The organism is Roseibium sp. (assembly GCF_965216085.1).
In the GTDB taxonomy this organism is placed as follows: domain Bacteria; phylum Pseudomonadota; class Alphaproteobacteria; order Rhizobiales; family Stappiaceae; genus Roseibium.
The window spans coordinates 3,110,421-3,127,754 of the sequence record NZ_OZ244138.1 but is presented as its reverse complement, the minus strand read 5'-3'; the positions used below and the strand labels follow the sequence as shown (position 1 = coordinate 3,127,754).

General features: G+C 55.0%; 19 protein-coding genes. 8 read left to right on the top strand and 11 right to left on the bottom strand.

The annotated features are described in order from the left end of the window. Positions 1-13: 13 nt before the first annotated feature. A complete protein-coding gene (locus ACOOFE_RS14705) occupies positions 14-922 on the top strand; it encodes a DMT family transporter (RefSeq protein WP_420410748.1) in 909 nt (302 codons plus the stop codon). A 106-nt stretch (positions 923-1,028) separates the two neighbouring features. Then, a complete protein-coding gene (locus ACOOFE_RS14700) occupies positions 1,029-2,273 on the top strand; it encodes a multidrug effflux MFS transporter (protein ID WP_420410747.1) in 1,245 nt (414 codons plus the stop codon). A gap of 58 nt (positions 2,274-2,331) precedes the next feature. On the opposite strand, the gene moaA is transcribed toward ACOOFE_RS14700, so the two are convergent. After that, entirely contained in the window at positions 2,332-3,321 is a 990-nt protein-coding gene (moaA, locus tag ACOOFE_RS14695; RefSeq protein ID WP_420415582.1) for a GTP 3',8-cyclase MoaA, read from the bottom strand. Positions 3,322-3,671: 350 nt separating this feature from the next. Between moaA and ACOOFE_RS14690 the strand changes: the two genes are divergently transcribed. After that, on the top strand, positions 3,672-4,013 hold the full coding sequence (locus ACOOFE_RS14690) for an ArsR/SmtB family transcription factor (RefSeq protein WP_141187018.1): 342 nt from the start codon (positions 3,672-3,674) through the stop codon (positions 4,011-4,013). Continuing rightward, positions 4,010-4,444 (top strand): SRPBCC family protein, encoded by a 435-nt coding sequence (locus ACOOFE_RS14685; RefSeq protein ID WP_420410746.1) that lies wholly within the window; start codon positions 4,010-4,012, stop codon positions 4,442-4,444. Before ACOOFE_RS14690 ends, ACOOFE_RS14685 begins: the two co-directional genes overlap by 4 nt. A gap of 126 nt (positions 4,445-4,570) precedes the next feature. Here ACOOFE_RS14685 and ACOOFE_RS14680 read toward each other — a convergent pair whose 3' ends face one another. Next, entirely contained in the window at positions 4,571-5,017 is a 447-nt protein-coding gene (locus tag ACOOFE_RS14680) for a MarR family winged helix-turn-helix transcriptional regulator (RefSeq protein WP_420410745.1), read from the bottom strand. Then, a complete protein-coding gene (locus tag ACOOFE_RS14675) occupies positions 5,010-6,116 on the bottom strand; it encodes an Acg family FMN-binding oxidoreductase (protein WP_420410744.1) in 1,107 nt (368 codons plus the stop codon). The genes ACOOFE_RS14680 and ACOOFE_RS14675 overlap by 8 nt, the downstream gene beginning before the upstream one ends. A 165-nt stretch (positions 6,117-6,281) precedes the next feature. Here ACOOFE_RS14675 and ACOOFE_RS14670 point away from each other — a divergent pair, with 165 nt between their 5' ends. Next, a complete protein-coding gene (locus ACOOFE_RS14670; RefSeq protein ID WP_420410743.1) occupies positions 6,282-7,718 on the top strand; it encodes a cryptochrome/photolyase family protein in 1,437 nt (478 codons plus the stop codon). Between the two features lie 61 nt (positions 7,719-7,779). Beyond that, positions 7,780-8,142: a gamma-butyrobetaine hydroxylase-like domain-containing protein gene (locus ACOOFE_RS14665; protein WP_420415581.1), complete on the top strand. Its 363-nt coding sequence runs from the start codon at positions 7,780-7,782 to the stop codon at positions 8,140-8,142. 8 nt (positions 8,143-8,150) lie between these two features. Here ACOOFE_RS14665 and ACOOFE_RS14660 read toward each other — a convergent pair whose 3' ends face one another. From ACOOFE_RS14660 to ACOOFE_RS14650, 3 genes are read right to left on the bottom strand one after another with little or no spacing between them, the layout of a single operon-like run. Further along, complete coding sequence (locus ACOOFE_RS14660; protein WP_420410742.1) at positions 8,151-9,053, bottom strand: hypothetical protein; 903 nt, start codon at positions 9,051-9,053, stop codon at positions 8,151-8,153. Positions 9,054-9,097: 44 nt separating this feature from the next. Further along, positions 9,098-9,739 (bottom strand): pyridoxamine 5'-phosphate oxidase family protein, encoded by a 642-nt coding sequence (locus tag ACOOFE_RS14655; RefSeq protein ID WP_420410741.1) that lies wholly within the window; start codon positions 9,737-9,739, stop codon positions 9,098-9,100. 21 nt (positions 9,740-9,760) lie between these two features. Continuing rightward, positions 9,761-10,231, bottom strand: coding sequence for a DUF1348 family protein (locus ACOOFE_RS14650; protein ID WP_420410740.1), 471 nt, complete (start codon positions 10,229-10,231; stop codon positions 9,761-9,763). A 459-nt stretch (positions 10,232-10,690) separates the two neighbouring features. Between ACOOFE_RS14650 and ACOOFE_RS14645 the strand changes: the two genes are divergently transcribed. Next, positions 10,691-11,260: a TetR/AcrR family transcriptional regulator gene (locus tag ACOOFE_RS14645; RefSeq protein WP_420410739.1), complete on the top strand. Its 570-nt coding sequence runs from the start codon at positions 10,691-10,693 to the stop codon at positions 11,258-11,260. 96 nt (positions 11,261-11,356) lie between these two features. Here the strand turns inward: ACOOFE_RS14645 and ACOOFE_RS14640 are convergent, their stop codons facing one another. The 3 genes from ACOOFE_RS14640 to ACOOFE_RS14630 form a co-directional block, all read right to left on the bottom strand. After that, entirely contained in the window at positions 11,357-11,950 is a 594-nt protein-coding gene (locus ACOOFE_RS14640; RefSeq protein ID WP_420410738.1) for a L,D-transpeptidase, read from the bottom strand. A gap of 291 nt (positions 11,951-12,241) precedes the next feature. After that, positions 12,242-13,084 (bottom strand): urea carboxylase-associated family protein, encoded by an 843-nt coding sequence (locus ACOOFE_RS14635; RefSeq protein WP_420410737.1) that lies wholly within the window; start codon positions 13,082-13,084, stop codon positions 12,242-12,244. 560 nt (positions 13,085-13,644) lie between these two features. Continuing rightward, a complete protein-coding gene (locus ACOOFE_RS14630; RefSeq protein ID WP_420410736.1) occupies positions 13,645-15,282 on the bottom strand; it encodes a fumarate hydratase in 1,638 nt (545 codons plus the stop codon). A 236-nt stretch (positions 15,283-15,518) separates the two neighbouring features. Here ACOOFE_RS14630 and ACOOFE_RS14625 point away from each other — a divergent pair, with 236 nt between their 5' ends. Further along, the gene (locus ACOOFE_RS14625; protein WP_420410735.1) at positions 15,519-16,145 is read left to right on the top strand and encodes a LysE family translocator; all 627 of its coding nucleotides are present in this window, start codon (positions 15,519-15,521) and stop codon (positions 16,143-16,145) included. A gap of 26 nt (positions 16,146-16,171) precedes the next feature. On the opposite strand, the gene ACOOFE_RS14620 is transcribed toward ACOOFE_RS14625, so the two are convergent. Together ACOOFE_RS14620 and ACOOFE_RS14615 are read right to left on the bottom strand one after the other, a co-directional pair. Beyond that, positions 16,172-16,726, bottom strand: coding sequence for a YceI family protein (locus ACOOFE_RS14620; RefSeq protein WP_420410734.1), 555 nt, complete (start codon positions 16,724-16,726; stop codon positions 16,172-16,174). Beyond that, the gene (locus ACOOFE_RS14615) at positions 16,723-17,334 is read right to left on the bottom strand and encodes a cytochrome b (protein WP_420410733.1); all 612 of its coding nucleotides are present in this window, start codon (positions 17,332-17,334) and stop codon (positions 16,723-16,725) included. Before ACOOFE_RS14615 ends, ACOOFE_RS14620 begins: the two co-directional genes overlap by 4 nt.

Below are 17,334 nucleotides of genomic sequence, written 5' to 3'. Positions count from 1 at the left end.
GAGAGGCCGGGCAGTGGCAGAGTGGCTGCCCGGTTCTTTTAAGGTCTTCATGGAACGGCAGAAGAACAGCCAGGCAATCGCTGCGATGCTTGTCGCGATGGCCGGGTTCATACTGAACGACACGCTCGTTAAGATGGCGTCTGATGCTGTGCCATTGGGCCAAATCATTCTTGTTCGAGGTTTGATCTGTATCGCGGTGCTGAGCATTGCCGGTTATGTGACCGGCATGTTCCAAAATGCACGGGTGTTGATGCATCCAGCGGTTCTGGTTCGGGCTTTTGCCGAAACAGCGGCAACTTTGCTTTATCTCACAGCCCTGTTCCAATTGCCGATTGCCAATGCCACGGCCATTTTGCAGGTCTTGCCCCTTGTCGTGACGGCGGCAGCAGCGGTCTTTCTAAAAAGCCCGGTCGGATGGCGGCGTTGGAGCGCTATCATGATCGGGTTTACAGGTGTTTTAATCATCATCCGGCCGGGACTTGAGGGGTTTAATGTCTTTTCGCTAATTGCCCTGGCCGGTGTCGGCTGCATGGCTCTGCGCGATCTGGCAACACGGCAGTTGCCGGCCGATGTTCCGACACTGGGAGTCGCGCTGATCAGTTTTGTGGCTGTCACTCTACTCGGAGCAGCGCTAACATTTGCTTCCGGTTGGGTACCATTATCATTCACCGAAATCGGGTATTTGAGCGGTGCCGCAGGCTTTGTTCTGGCAGGGTATGTTTTTATCATTTTGGCAATGAGGCTGGGAGAGATCGCTGTAGTGGCGCCTTTCCGGTATTCGATAGTCGTCTGGGCAATTGCTCTGGGGTATCTTGTTTGGGGGGATATACCCGACGTCCTGACACTTGTCGGAATTGCTATTGTTATTTTTTCAGGAACCTATAGTTTCATCCGCGAGCGCAGGTTGGGCGCAGCAGAGTAAAATTGACCTGCAACTTATGCGATAATTAGGTCAGAATTCTATTTTTGAGATTGATTTCCTGAGCAGTCGTTTCTAAGGTCTGTGTTCAGTAGAAAGATCGTTTTTTATGGCCACTGAACTGACTGCACAGCCCTCCGGCGATTCGAAACGGATACCATCCGTTGCAATCCTCGTGGCAATATCAAGCCTGTCCCCCTTTGCAATGAACATCTATTTGCCGTCCATGGATGGTATGATGAAGGCGTTTGAGGCGTCAGCTGGAGATATCCAACTGACGATGGCGTTCTACTTTATTGCCATCGCTGTCGGCCAAATCATTTTGGGGCCAATATCGGACCAATATGGCCGCCGTCCCGTGGTTGTCGCCGGGATGTTCCTTTTTGTGATCGGAAGCACGTTGTGCTTGCTGGCACCAACCGTTGAGTTTTTGATTGGTGCCCGGATAATTCAGGCGTTTGGCGGCGGTGCGGGTCTTGTTCTCGCACGAGCAATGGTGCGTGATGTTTACGGTCGGGAACAAGCCGCCAGCATGATTGGTTATGTGACGATGGGGATGGCGGTCGCTCCCACTATCGGCCCAGCGATTGGCGGTTTTCTGGATGAGCAGTACGGCTGGCAGGGCGGCTTTATCTTGATGCTTGTGTTTGGGATTGGGGTCGCCATTTTTTCCTGGACGCACCTGCCGGAAACCATTCACAACAAGGCGCCGGTCAGTGTGAAGAAAATCGGGAACAGCTACTATTTGCTATGCCGGGAAAAAATGTTCTGGGCATTTAGCGCGGTCGCCGTCTTTATGGCCTGGTTGTATTTCGCCTATCTGGGGGGCGCGCCCTTTGTCGCGGTCAGTTCCTTTGGACTAACGGCGAAGGAAATCGGCCTCTATTTGATGGTGGTGTCGCTGGGCTACATTCTCGGCAACTATATTACCGGACGGATTGCCGCGCGGGTCGGAATTATCCGTATGATTGCAGGTGGGGCTGTGATCGGATTTTTTGGTGTGTCGTTGCTGCTTGCCGGAACCCTAACCGACAGTTTGAACGGGCCACTTTTCTTCCTCCCAATGTTCTTTATTGGTCTTGGAAATGGGATCAGTCTTCCGAGTGCGCAGTCTGGCGCAGTAAGTGTGCGGCCGGAGCTTGCGGGAACGGCTGCCGGATTGGTCAGTTTCTTTCAAGTTGGCGTCGGGGCCGTTGTCAGTAGCCTTGTGGCCTACATGATTTCTGCAGGTGTCGCCGGCGGTGATGAAATGTCGATGATCTTGGTCATGTTCGTCGGCGGAGTTGGCGGCATCATTTCGGTGGCAGCTGTATATGCTGGCGAAAAACAGCAAAATGAGTTTGCCAATACATAATAAAACCGGCGCACGTCAGTACGCCGGTATGTCGAATTGATTCTCTGAAATTCGGAGACTACCCACCAGTCACACTCATGTGACGGGAGACTGCCGGTTGGTTGCTTGTCCGGTCGATGACAAAATCATGGCCCTTTGGTTTGCGGCCAATGGCTTCATCGATCGCATCGCTTAAGAGGCCGTTGCCTTCAGATGCCCGCAAGGGCGCCCGCAAGTCCGCCATATCGTCCTGGCCAAGACACATGTAAAGCTGGCCAGTACAGGTTACCCGGACGCGGTTGCAGCTTTCGCAGAAGTTATGCGTCATCGGTGTGATGAAGCCCATCCGGCCACCGGTTTCCTCAATCGTGACATAGCGGGCAGGGCCGCCGGTCTTATAAGGTATATCGGTCAGGGTGAACTGCTGTGCGAGGCGTTCTCTTACTGTCGACAGCGGTAGGTACTGATCGGTCCGGTCTTCGTTGATCTCGCCAAGGGGCATGGTTTCGATCAAGGTCAGATCGTGGCCGTGCTCGTGGCACCACTCCAGCATCGGCACGATTTCATGCTCATTGACTTGCTTCAGCGCGACCATGTTGATCTTAATGGACACGCCGGCCTCAGTCGCGGCCCGAATCCCATCCATAACCTTGCCCAAATCGCCCCAGCGGGTGACGGCCTTAAATTTTTGCGGGTCAAGCGTATCGATAGAAACATTGATCCGCCGCACACCGCAGTCATAGAGTTCATCGGCGTAGCGAGCGAGCTGTGAGCCATTGGTGGTGATCGTCAGTTCTTCCAGCGCGCCGCTGTCCAGGTGACGTCCAAGATTGCGGATCAGGCTCATGATGTTCTTGCGTACCAGTGGCTCGCCGCCGGTCAGACGCAGCTTGCGCACACCTTTTTCGATAAAGGCGGTGCACAGCCGGTCCAGTTCTTCCAGGCTGAGAACTTCGCGCTTAGGCAGGAAGGTCATGTCTTCTGCCATGCAATAGACACAACGGAAATCGCAGCGGTCTGTGACTGAAACCCGTAGATAGGAAACCGCACGGCCGAAAGGGTCGATCATTGGCGCAACCGTTTTCCGGCCGCTAGTTGCGGCTTGAGCAGCCTTTTGAGCCTCAATGTCTGTCACGTATGTCTCTCCCACGCGCCACCGGTTCTTTCCGGCTATCATATGGAGTTCTCCGCGCCGAGTTCAAATGAAAGCGGAGCGGACCATCCTTTTTCAGACAGACGGTAAACTTGCCAGTTTCGGTCTGTCAAATTGTCCTAAAGCACGAATTCGCGTTCCAGGCGGTGACTTCGATCAAACGCCGGCACATCGAGGTATTGAGAATTATTTATTGCTACCTCTTGAAGTGACACCAAAAGGTGACATATAAATAACACCAAATGGTGTTATATAGTGGAGGCAATATGAATTCCGGACCACAAGCCGTTTTCCGGGCACTTTCGGACCAAACCCGGCGCCAGATCCTTCTGCATCTGGCAGACGAGGATCTGGCCATAGCTGATATTGCCGACCGTTTCGAAATCTCGCGCACGGCGATCAACAAACATCTGACGATCCTGGAAGAGGGCGGGTTGATCAAAACCCGTGTGCATGGCCGCGAACGGCGCAATGAACTTAATCCCGAACCGCTGAAATCGGCTTTCGAGTGGCTGGGATACTTCGACCGCTTCTGGGACAGCAAACTTTCCAAACTGCAGCGTGAAATTGCCAAGGACATGAAAGAGCAAAAGGAGACCAAGGAATGACTGCAACAACATTGACCAAAACAATCATTCTCGATGCCCCCAAGGATGTGGTCTGGGCTTTTCTGACGGAGAAGGACAAGCTGGCGCGCTGGTTTCATCCAGCTGAAGAGGATTTGAAGGAAGGTAAAGAATATACGCTGCTTAACCAACACAAGGACATGACCCGCGTGTGTTGGGGAACGGTCCTGGAAATGAGACCATACGACCGGCTAGTCTATTCGTTTACCTTTGAACAGCTTCAGGGTGCGTTGACGACGGTCAGCTGGATCTTGGAGGAAGCTGCTGGCGGGACACGGCTAACCTTGACACACGAAGGCATCGAGAATGCAGCCGGCGAAGCTGCCTTTATGATGTTAAGCGCGTTGGATGCTGGTTGGGACGAGCATTTCGGCCGCTTGCGCAAAGAAGCCAAAGTCCCGGTACCGGCCTAATCTTTCCCCTACAACTGTTTGCAGAACGTTTCCCCGACCTTGCGCCGGGGATTCCTTTGAAACGGTTCGGTGCAATTGTGGGATTACATGGCAATGCATTTTCTTGCGTGCCAATAAAATGGATTTTCAGTCCCGATAAGCATCCATAAACGCGCGGACTTCCGCCAGCAGTGGCAAAATCTCGGCGAATTTTTCTTCCGGAATTGCATCTTTGAGCGCGGTCATATCGGGATCAATCGACTTGATCGCGTCTTCCCGGAAGGTTTTGCCAGCTTCTGTGAGCCAGACGGTTTTGCTCCGGCCATCTTTGGGATTTGGCCGGATATCCACGAACCCATGATCAATCAATCCGCTGAGCGTATGGGTCATGGTAGTTTTGGGAACTTGAAAAGCTTTGGCCAGAGCAAGCGGTGTCTGGCCGTCTTTCACTCGGATCAAATGATTGATGACACTGAAGTGCGGCAAGGTCAGCCCATCCGGCAGCCGGGCTTCCATAGCGGCCCGGCTCAATTGTGCAATGATACCGACTTCGTTGAAGAAGCTGAAGAGCGTATGCCGCGAGCTGTTATCCATTCATCATCCGTGTTTCCAAGGACCAGCGCGGCGTGCGCGCCGGCGCCGGGCCAAAACCTAAGCGCCCAAGCATCTGAACGGTTTCGCCAGGTTTGGCAAGCAGGCGATGCGCTTCAGCATAGTGCGGCGCCATTTCTTCAAATTCTTGCAACGCTTGGCTCACCGGATGCAAAGCCAGGCCAAGACGGGTTGTTTCCAGGTTCAGCCGCAGCCAGCGGCGCCCGGCGTCGATCTGATCAACCCGGCTATTTGCCGGTGTCGTCAGGCTGATGTAAGCGGGTGTTGCCTTCAGCATGTCGCTGTACATTTTCACCCCTTCCTGAAAACCGGTAGACGCTGGATCAAGCTGACTTTCGCGGGTCAGCAGACCGGCCACCATCAGGCTTTCAAGAAACGGCCCGCCAAGATCAATGCCGTCCGGATTGGCGTTGATCTCCGCTTTGCCGAAACGCATCAAGTCGACGCTCTCCTTGAGTGTGCGGTGGGTGTTCATTTCCGTCATCCAGGCGTCCCAAGTCAGGGTTTTGATCCGGTCAACATCGCCAGGTTTCGTCCAGACAGATCCGTATTGGCGAAGTTCATCCTGCAAAGCAGTAGGAACAGGTTTTTCCTGAAAAGGTTCCTTGCACGAGCGCCGGTCCATGATGTGATCGGCCAAGCGGTCGACTTTTGCTCCTTCTACGAGCCGCACATCGGCAATCGGGCCGTCCAATCCTTCTGGAAAGAGATCGATCTGTGCCTTAAAGCCCTTGATGGTTGCAGCAATCGCCATTTGTTCCAGAAAACAGCCAAGCCCAACAAAAATCTGGCGAAGATGGGGATCAGTATGCGGCAGTTCGCGGGTTTCATCCCGGTGAAGGCGGAAGGCGTCGTCTCCAGTTAGCTCAATCAGCCAGGGCTGGCGGTTATGCGGGTTTGGCGCGAGCAAGGCATAGGACAACGCAAACAGGCGCGGGTCATCATAGGTGCCAGCCTTCTCCCAAGGTTGGAGAGCCTTTTCTGGAGAACGTGTCGCCACAAACGCACCAGCCGTAGCGGTTGCGGCAAGGATTAGGCCGCCACCCAGCAGGGCGAGGGTTTTTCGGCGAGATACAGTCATGGCAAGCTCCTATAAAGTGCGATATCGAACTATATAGTCCGAAATCGCACTAAATCAAGAGCGCGAGTAAATTTGGTTTTTGGGCGACTAGGCAGAGGGGGGAGTGGAAAAGAAATGATCCGAACCTGCTTGCACGCGTATTCAATCAAACCGAAAAGAGGCTGCATGACGACAATCGTTTGGTTCCGGCAGGATTTGCGGATTTCGGACAACCCGGCACTTCTTGAAGCTGCGCGGCGGGGCCCGGTTCTGCCTGTCTACATTCACGAGCCGCCAGATCAAATTGGCGAGAGCCATCCCTTAGGTGGCGCGAGCAAATGGTGGTTGCACCACAGCCTGGCAGCGCTCAAGGTGCAGTTACCGGGCCTCATCATTCTACGCGGCTGCGCAAGGCATCTGATCCCACAGCTTGTGCAGGAAAGTGGGGCGGACAGCGTTTATTGGAACCGGTGTTATGAACCACATGCCATTCAACGCGATTCCGATCTGAAAGCGGATCTGAAAGCTCAGTTTATTGACGTGCGCAGTTTCAAGGCGTCATTGTTGTTTGAACCCTGGGAGTTGGCCACCAAAACCGGCGGCCCCTTCAAGGTTTATTCGCCGTTCTGGAAGGCCGCGCAGCAGTTCGCCGTTTCAGCGCCTCTCGCGGCCCCTGAAGAAATCGTGTTTACACCCTATGCCAACGATGAAGACTTGGGCGCACTCGATTTGCAGCCGGAGAAGCCGAACTGGGCAGCTGGCTGGGACACCATCTGGCAACCGGGAGAGCAGGGTGCCCAGAAGCGGTTGATTGCGTTTTTGGAGAGCGGTCTTTGTGGTTACGGAGACAAACGCAACCGGCCGGATCTGCCGAATGTGTCTCGTTTGTCCGCGCCTCTGCATTTTGGCGAAATCTCACCGCGCCAGATCTGGTCGGCCACGCAGCATGCGATGGCCCACAATCCGGCTTTGGCCGGGGACGGTATGAAATTCCTGTCCGAAATCGCCTGGCGCGAGTTTGCCTATCATCTGATCTATCATTTTCCGGATCTGCCGGAGAAAAACTGGCGTCCGACCTTTGATGCTTACCCCTGGCGCGACAGCGCAGAAGATCTCAAAAGCTGGCAACGCGGGCAGACTGGATACCCGATGGTGGATGCGGGCATGCGCGAACTCTGGCAGACAGGTTACATGCACAACCGCGTGCGGATGATTGTGGCAAGTTTTCTGATCAAACACCTGCGCATTCATTGGAAACACGGCGAAGCCTGGTTCCGCGATACACTGGTTGATGCGGATTTGGCCAACAATTCGGCAAGCTGGCAATGGGTGGCCGGATCCGGTGCGGATGCCGCGCCTTATTTCCGGATCTTCAATCCAATTTCACAAGGTCACAAGTTCGACCCGAATGGGGACTATGTGCGCCGCTGGATACCGGAATTGAATGCCTTGCCGACCCAATATCTGTTTGCGCCGTTCGAAGCGCCGCCTTCAATACTATCAGAAGCCGGTGTTCAGCTTGGTGAGACGTACCCTTTGCCGATCGTCGATCACAGCAAAGCCCGTCAAGCTGCACTCGCAGGTTATGAAGCGGTCAAATTGGCTGGACAAAATGCTGCTTGACCCGCAACACGGTGCCGGTATCGTCGCGCAGCCTTTGTTAGAGATTTCGGATGAAAACACGATGACCGACAAATCAACGCCCTGGCCGACTGAATTGCGCGTTTCCAAGGACCGCAAGACGCTCTCAGTTGCGTTTGACGATGGCGAGCGCCATGAGCTGAGTGCGGAATACCTGCGTGTGTGTTCTCCATCCGCAGAGGTTCAGGGCCATGATCCATCCCAGAAAAAGACGGTGCCGGGAAAAAAGAACGTTGGAATCATGAAGATCGATCCGGTCGGCAACTATGCGGTTCGCATTCACTTCGATGACATGCACCATTCCGGTATTTTCAGCTGGACCTATCTAAACGAACTGGCGACCGAGCGCTCCAAACACTGGGGTGGATATCTGCAGGAGCTAGGTGACAAAGGCCTCAACCGCTAACCTTGGCCTTAGTTGGACGCGGTCTTGATCTTTGCCGGAACCCTTTCCGGCTTGGACCGGCGGCTGAGAAAAGAAGATACTTTTTGTGAAAACAGCATAGTCTGATTTGCATAGGAAGGGGCATTTGCCGGCAGATAGATAAGCACAGGCAAATCGCTTGCCGTAGTCAATTCCGCCCAATCCGGTCCGAGCATTTCGCTTAAACTAGCTGCATTGTCAGTCGGTGCGCGTTTTTCTGCACTAGAATAGGCTCTAAGTAGGAACTGAGCCGACCAGGTGGCACCTGGGTCAGCTGCGGTGGGCTGATGGAAACCAACGGTCGCCTGGATCCGATCGTCTTCGGCCGTAATGACGGTTTGCATGGATTGGAAGAGATCCGGATCAGTATCCGGCCAATAGGTGCGCACCAATTTGGCCAAGCGGTTTTGAGACTGATTGCCACCCAACGCTTTACTGCCGATAAGGCCGGCAAGTTTTTGGCCAGAAATCTCCAATATGCGGGCTGCCAAATCAGAAAATTCAGCATCGAAGGCGAGCACAAATCTGGAAAACCCATTCGCCCTGATCGTCTCTACGAGCTGTTGGGCGTTCTGTTCCAAGCCCTTGCGATCGAGCCCAAGATTCGCCGGGATACAGGGACGAATAATCAGATGATCTCGCGACAAGCGCCGAGTAGTTGCCCTGAGGGGCGAGGTTTCGGACTGTGTGAGGAGCAATAGCGTGGCGCCATTTGGATTGCCTGAGACACTGATCTTGAGTGGTGGGCTATCGATTGTTCCAGCTCTTGCATTCAGAGGTGATCTGGAAAAGCAAGCGGTATCCGCTGAAGCCAGGGCGGACGCGGGCAGTAGGATGCCGAAAAGAAAAAATCCCGCCACTAGGATCCAGCGGTGCATTGGAACAAGAAACATGGTTTGCTCCTGATGTCAGGTTTTTGAAAAGACTGAAAGATTGCTCATTCCGCGACAGGTTGTTTTGTGTTCAGGAAGTTTTTGAGCTCTTCGTTTTCTTCTTCCAATTCACGGATCCGGCTGCGCAATTCGTTGATGCCGGGAGCGAGGTCAGCCAGCGTGAACCGCTGCGGGATGTGCTGCGGGCAGTTCCAATCAAAGGCCTGGAGTTTCAAGCGGATGATCCGTTCCGGAAGCGCCCTGTAAGTGCTGTCGTGCACGTGGTCCAAAAGATCTTCATTGTCTTTGAGCGGTACTTGTCCCGCTGTCGCCCAGATTTTCAACCGGGTACGGTTCGGATAATCCATCAAAAATAGGCAGACATTGCGGTTATCAGTCAGGTTCCCGGTGCTGATGTACTGCCGGTTGCCGCGGTAATCGGCATAAGCGAGAGTGGTGGGATCCAGGACTTTTAAAAATCCGATTGGTCCGCCGCGGAACTGGACATATGGCCATCCGGTTTCCGAAATCGTGGCCTGATAGAATCCGTCTCTGGCTTCGACAAAACGGGTCTCGTTTGTCGTGAACCGGTTGCCAGGATCAATCTCAGGGTCGTCCAGGGGCGCGTAGCTGCGCCGCGAACCGTTTTGCTCCTGTATGGCCCGCACCGTTTTCGTGAAGGCGATTTCTGAAAATGCGCGGGCCATACAGGCTCCCTCCCGGAGGTGTTAGACATTAAGATCGCTGAGGCCCGGATGGTCAGCGGGCCGCGGGCCTTGCGGCCAATGGAACTTGCGCTCAGCTTTGGAAATCTTGAGGTCGTTGATGCTGGCAAAACGCCGGTGCATCAGGCCGCTCTCGGCAAACTCCCAGTTTTCGTTGCCGTAGGAGCGGAACCACTGGCCATCCGCATCACGCCATTCATAGGCAAAACGGACGGCAATGCGGTTGGCTGCAAACGTCCAAAGCTCTTTGATGAGGCGGTAATCCAGTTCGCGTTGCCATTTTCGAGTGAGAAACCGGGCGACCTCCTCGCGGCCTTTCGGAAATTCCGAGCGGTTCCGCCATTGGGTGTCAGGGGTGTAGGCAAGCGCTACTTTTTCCGGCTGCCGGCTGTTCCAGGCATCTTCCGCTGCGCGGACTTTTTGCCGGGCCGTTTCTTCGGTGAACGGTGGCAATGGGGGACGGGTCTCAGTCAAGTGGAAACTCCATGGCGAGAATGTGGTGAGATGGGGCGGTGGTTAGATGGTCTGCAGGCTGGTCTTCGCCAGCTGGACGTAGAACGTGAAGGGTCAAGAGAAGAAGGCAGGTCACGGCGCCAAGAGCATAAACTCCGGGAGGGTAGGCAGGTCTCATCGAAAACATGACAGCGCCTTTCATTAAATGGACAGAGTAGTAAGTACCGATTTGTTCAGTTATGAATTTTATATGTACCGATCTGTACATTAAATCAAGGGTGCGTTCGGAAAAATTTCGCCGATAATGTCAGAAGCGGGAGGCTGCACGCGCCCGGACTCCTTGGGAAAACGCCTTTGCCAATTTGATAAAGCCCTTGTCGGCGTGGGTTATCCGGTCGTCATTTTCGCACGGTCTTATTGAGGGGACTTGCGAGATGGCAGGAAAATATCTATTTACAGATTAGTACAGAAAGGAACCTCATGCGGCCAAGCAAACGTGATGAACTGGTGCGCAAAGCACTGACGATCTTTTACCGGGATGGCTTTCACGCCACCGGAATGGACCGATTGGTGGCAGAAACCGGCATCTCCAAAACCACCATGTTCAAACATTTCCGCAGCAAGGACGAATTGATTCTGGCGGTCTTGCGGCTGCGTGACGAAAATTTCCGCAATTGGTTTTTCCGCCGTCTCGACGAAAAACAAGCCGCGCCGAAAGAAAAGCTCGCGGCGTGTTTTGATGTCTTGAAGGAATGGTTTTCCGAGCCGGCATTTCGCGGCTGCATGTTCATTAAGGCATCGTCTGAGTTTCAGGAGCCCGACCACCCAGCCTATGTTCAGTCGGCCGAACACAAGCGGCTGCTGTTAAAGGCCTTTACCGAGATCGCAGGGGAGGCGGGCGCCCGTAATCCTGAGCTCTTGGCGCGGCAGATCCTGGTCTTGAAGGAAGGGGCCATCGTTGCCGCCCATATGGGCTTCGATCCAGATCCGGCCGAAGCGGCAAAAGCCGCAGCTTTAGCCCTGCTAGATGCCCAATTGCAGCCTGTTTGATTTTTTGCTTAGAACGCCCGGCGCTCTAGACTGCGAACCCAAACAAAAAAGCCGGACCAAATGGCCCGGCTTTTTCTGGTCGTGGTCGGAAAAGCGTTACCGCTTGACGACGATTTTCGTGCCGACACCAACATTCTTATACAAATGAATGACGTCTTCGTTGGCCATGCGGATGCAGCCGGATGAAACGGCAGAACCAATAGTCCACGGCTCAGTTGTGCCATGAATGCGGTAAAGCGTTGATCCGATGTAAAGCGCACGCGCGCCCATCGGGTTGTTCGGGCCACCTTCCATATATGCCGGCAGGATCCGGCCTTTGCGGCGCTCACGAGCCCGCATTTGTGCCGGCGGCGTCCAGCTCGGCCATTCGGCTTTACGGGTCACCCGGTGTGTGCCGGCCCACTGGAAACCGTCTTTGCCAACACCAACGCCGTATTTCATGGCCCGGCCGTTGGACTGAATGTGATAGAGGCGGCGCTCGGATGTGTCGATGACGATTGTTCCAGGGCTGTAAGGCCCATCATAGCGGACCCGTTTGCGCTTGATCGGAGACGGTCCGCCCGGATGATATTTCATGGTGAGCCATTTTTTGGCTACCGGATCAAAGTATGTGCCTTGTGCAAACGCAGGTGCTTGAAGCATCACCGCTCCCGCCACAAGCGCCGCTACCAGATAAAAAAGTTTTCTCATAGTGTTTCCCCATCAGCGCCCAGCCCTCTTACGAAGGTGCGAATCTATTCTCTAAAGATAAAAAAGCGTCCTTGCCGCACTGTTAACAATAATGGCGCAAGCACAGCAATTTTCCTATCTCACGTGTCCGTGATCACGGTTCATGCGCTGGGTTTTGTACCAATTGGGCAACAGAAACCGCGCGTAAGATAAGAAAAACCCGGACACGCACGCAAAAGTTACAACTGTACGGCAGCAAAAAGGGTGATGCAGAGCACAGATTGCCGCTTTGTCAAAAAGTGATTCTGCCTGTCAAAGGCCGTGGCTGCGGTCGTAAGGATTGATAGCAGGGGACTGCCAGCCGCTCAAAGTGCCGGTCTGAGGCCGAAAAACTTCCATCAGCATCGGGTGGCAGGGGGCGGTGTCGCTGGAGTGTTCCGATCCGCAATCTCCTCCAGGGCACGCGCTCATCACCGCCAGAAGTCCGATTTCAGCAAACAGCTCCAGATAATCGCCGGGCCGCACAGGGCTGGCCTTCATGAAGTATTGTCCGGTGTCCCGGGTAAAGCCGGTGCACATGAAGACATTGAGGACGTCATGCACGTAGGCTTCGGCCTCTTCAAGGCTCAATCCTTTTGCCTGGGCGAGTTCCCGTGTGAGGTTTGAGTGGCAACAGTGGTGATAGTCCCGTCCGCCAAGCGCCCGGCCGGTATAAGGATCGCACCGGGTGCCGATGACATCGTGGACCGAACCGCCGAATTCATCGATGCCGTACCAATTAAGCGTGTCTGTGGTGACCGTTGCCAAAGGCCGCAAGGTCGGGAAATTCGACCAGAGCCGGTCTCCGGTTGTTACATGAGTGCCGTGCAGCGCCCGGGTTTTGCCCGAATAAAACCGCTCAGAAAGATCTGCGCTGTTGAACAGATTGAGATCGCCGACTTGGGGTCCCTCTATCGAGGTGATCTTCAGAAAACAGCCCTCAGGGACGTCGATTGAGGCCGCTTCGCGCGGAGGAACGGTCACTTCGCCGATTTTCTCAGCGCCTTCACGCGCCTTGGCATAAAGCTCAAGATTGGGAGCAGGCAGAGTTTCCGGCGGATAACATATGACAGGTTTAATGGCCCGCAGCGCAGCTGCATCTTGAGGTTCTGACATCTTCTGTCCCTGCTACCGGATTGAAATTTCTGAGTATCCTATGTGAACCGTGCCGAAGAACTTGGCAAGCCGGTGCCTTACCGGTCACGGAGAATTGCAGGACGGGCTGGTCCATCTGATACCGTCTGCCTTCGCCGCGTGCCTAGCGGACCGCATCCTCCGCGGTCATCTCCGGGCTTGATCCGGTGATCTATCCCGTTTCGTTTCTACTCGATCATGTGCACTTTGAGGCTAGGGCAAGGCATGGATAGCGCGGTCTAGCCGGGCAATGACGAAGGAATTGGCGAGGTCTCGCGGCAACTTGAAGCGGTCATCCCGCACGTGTTGCGGGATCCAATGCCCGTATCCATCAAACCGAGCGTTTTTGTTGCTTTGGAAGAGGCTTAGCCCTGAAAATCCAAACCTCTGGCCGGAGTAGAGAAGTGGATTGGATCCCCGGTCGAGCCGGGGATGACATTCAATGAAAAATCGCATTCAAAAAAAACCGCCAGCTTTGCAGCCAGCGGGCTTTCTTGGTTTTGAACTGAACCATCGACCGGGCTCTTCAACAGCCCGGAAAATTAGCTCAAGTTCAGCTCTTTAAAGAAATCGTTCCCCTTGTCGTCGACGACGATGAAGGCGGGGAAGTTTTCGACTTCGATTTTCCAAACGGCTTCCATGCCGAGTTCTTCAAATTCGACCACCTCAACCGACTTGATGCAGTCCTGCGCCAAGCGGGCGGCGGGGCCGCCGATCGAGCCGAGGTAGAAGCCGCCATGGGCCTGACACGCACGGCGCACTTGCGCGGAGCGGTTGCCTTTGGCGAGCATCACCATAGACCCGCCTGCGGCCTGGAACTGATCGACATAAGCATCCATCCGCCCCGCAGTCGTCGGGCCGAAGGAGCCCGACGGCATGCCGTCCGGGGTTTTGGCAGGACCGGCGTAATAGACCGGGTGGTTCTTGATGTAGTCGGGCAGGGGCTCTCCAGCTTCCAGGCGGTCGCGCAGCTTGGAGTGTGCCAGGTCGCGGGCAACGATCAACGGGCCGGTGAGTGATAGGCGGGTCTTGATCGGGTGTTTGGTGAGTTCGCCCAAAATCTCGGGCATCGGTTTGGTCAGATCAATGTTGACCACATCACCGCCCAGGTGTTCGTCGGTCACCTCGGGCATGTATTTTTCCGGATGCATTTCCAGCTGCTCCAGGAAAATGCCGTCCTTGGTGATTTTTCCAACCGCCTGGCGGTCGGCGGAGCAGGACACGGCCAGTCCGATCGGCAGGGACGCACCATGACGCGGCAGGCGGATCACCCGCACATCGTGGCAGAAGTATTTGCCGCCAAATTGTGCGCCGACGCCGGTCGCCTGGGTCATCTTGTGGATCTCGGCTTCCATCTCCAGGTCGCGGAAGGCATGGCCATCTTCAGAACCTTCGGTCGGCAGACCGTCGAGATAGCGGGCAGAGGCGTATTTGGCCGTTTTCAGGTTCATTTCTGCCGAGGTGCCGCCGATGACAACCGCCAGGTGATACGGCGGACAGGCGGCGGTGCCGAGGGTCAGGATTTTTTCCTTCAAGAACTCGATCATGCGGTCATGGGTGAGCAGCGATGGTGTGCCCTGGAACAGGAAGGTCTTGTTGGCAGACCCGCCGCCCTTGGCCATGAACAGGAATTTGTAGGCGTCTTCACCCTCAGAATAGAGCTCGATCTGCGCCGGCATGTTGTTCTTGGTATTTTTCTCCTCAAACATGGAGATCGGCGCCAGTTGCGAATACCGCAGGTTTTTCTTGAAATAGGCATCGCGCGCACCTTCCCCCAGCGCGGCTTCATCTCCACCGGACGTCCACACGCGGCGGCCCTTTTTGCCCATGATGATCGCCGTGCCGGTATCCTGGCACATCGGCAAGACGCCGTGGGAGGCGATATTGGCGTTCTTCAAAAGGTCGAAGGCGACAAACTTGTCGTTTTCTGTCGCTTCCGGGTCGTTGAGGATTTTTTGTAGCTGCTCCAAATGTCCTGGGCGCAGGAAGTGGTTGATGTCCTTGAACGCCTCTTCGGCCAGAAGGCGCAAGCCTTCGGGTTCCACCATCAAAACGTCTTCGCCGTTGAACTCAGCCGTTTTCACATAGTCCGATGTCAGCTTGCGATAGGGCGTTGTGTCTTCGCCTTGCGGGAAAAGGGCGCTGTGATGATATTCGGGCGGGGTGACGGGCGCGTTCATACGGAAAGCCTTCCTGATCTGGCTAGGCCGGGCGGAGAGCCGGTCCCTGGCAAAGGTCTGTGGCGTGTTCATAAGCAATAGTTTCAAAAAGGCCAAGGCGCCATTAGACGCATTGTTTTGAGCTCCTTGTCATAAACAGCTTGGCGTTGTGCTGTACTAACGTCTGTGAAATAGATGGCACAAGACAAAGTTTTCAATGGTTCGAACAGTTTCGAACCCGATCTGCCGGGGGCTTTATGGATTTTGCGTTTTGGGCTTTGTTTGCCGTGACCGTCTTTTCGACCTCACTGATTCCAGGACCGAGTACCTTGGTGGCCTTTACTCACGGGGCACAGTTCGGCTGGAGGCGGGCGCTTGGCACGGCTTCTGGAAACGCCTGTGCGTCAGTATTACAAGCCATTTTGGCTTGCGCCGGTCTTGGGCTTGTTCTGGCCAAATCCGCAGTCCTGTTCATGGTCATCAAATATGCTGGCGCCGCCTATCTGGTCTATCTCGGGATTACCATGTGGCGCAGTTCCGCCGCTGCAGTTGAGCTCAACCAGACCGGCCGGTCAGAGGCCGATCAGATGCTCCGCCTGTTCCGGAGCGGATTTCTGGTCGCTGCCGCCAATCCCAAGGCAATTGTGTTTTTCACCGCGCTCTTCCCGCAGTTTTTGGATCCGACCGGAACCGCGAGCAGCCAGTTGGCCGGAATGGTGGGCGTGATCGCCATTGTGTCGTTTTCGGTCGCCATGATCTACGGCTGCTTAGGAAACCGGTTAAGTGCGCTGCAGCTGTCGCGGCGGATCATGGCACGTGTCCAAAAAACCATTGGCGGCTTGTTCGTTGCCAGCGGCATCGGCCTGGCAGCCTCGCGCAGTTAAACCGGCATTCCAGGTCGGACGGATTGTCAGCGTGACGCGGTCAGGTCCAGCGTGACGGTGACAGCGTCGCCGACGGTGTCGGTGGCCACAGCCGATCCAAGTTTGTAGTCGAGCCGGTTCAGTGTCGCAGTGCCGGTGGCCTTGGCGATATCTCCGTCGATATCAAGCGAAAAATCCAGAATAATCGGATGGGAAAGGCCTTTGATGTCGAGCGTGCCAGTCGCCCGATAGCTGTTGCCTTCAACTCGTTCGACATTGCTTGCGATGAACTTGGCTTCCGGAAAGGAGGCAACATCAAACCAGTCTGCATTTGGCAGTGTGCCGTCGAATTGGGCATTGCCGGTGGTGGCGCTGGCCGGCCGGATGTTTGCAGAAATCTGGGCCTTTTCCGGCGCGTCTGGATCAAAGTCGATGGCTGCGGACCAAGTGCCGAAGATCCCGGTCAACGCCGCGCCACCTTGCTGAACTTCAAAGGCCAGCGTGCTCTGTGCCGGGTCGACGGTCCAAACGTCCGCGATCGCGGTTGGGGCTGCCAGAAGAGAAAAGGCTGCTGCAGCGAAATGGCGAAAATTCAGTGTCATGCGTCGGCTTTCTCAGAAAATAGGTCATCGGAACTGCGGGCTGGTTCGGTCGATACCATGCGTTTCAAAGTATCGTCCCGGGCGATGAAGTGGTGCTTTAATGCTGCGGCGATGTGAACAAGGATCAAGGCAATCAACAGGTAGGCGCCATAGGCATGCAGCGCTTTGAAAAAGCCTTCTGCCTGTTCTTTGGTGCCAAGCATCTCAGGATAGGGCAGATGTGGCACAGGTAGCGTATTGAAGATTACGGTTGGTATGCCCCAGGGCGACGCCGAAACCATCAGCCAGCCGGTGATCGGCATGGCAAAGATCAGGGCATAAAGGCCGACATGACCCAGATGCGCTGCGAGCCGTTCCCAAACTGGCATTCCGTCCGGAAGTCTCGGGGACGGATTGAGCAGGCGCCAGATCAGGCGCAGCGCAGCGAGCGCCAGCACCACAAACCCGAACGATTTGTGCAACTGGTAAAGTCCAAACAATCGCGGATCTGATTGGGGCAGCTGGTCGAGATAAAGACCAAACCCGAGCATGCCAAGGATCAGCATAGCCATGAGCCAGTGGAACGTAATGGCGATCCGGCCGTAGCCGGTGGGCGTGTTGCGGTACAT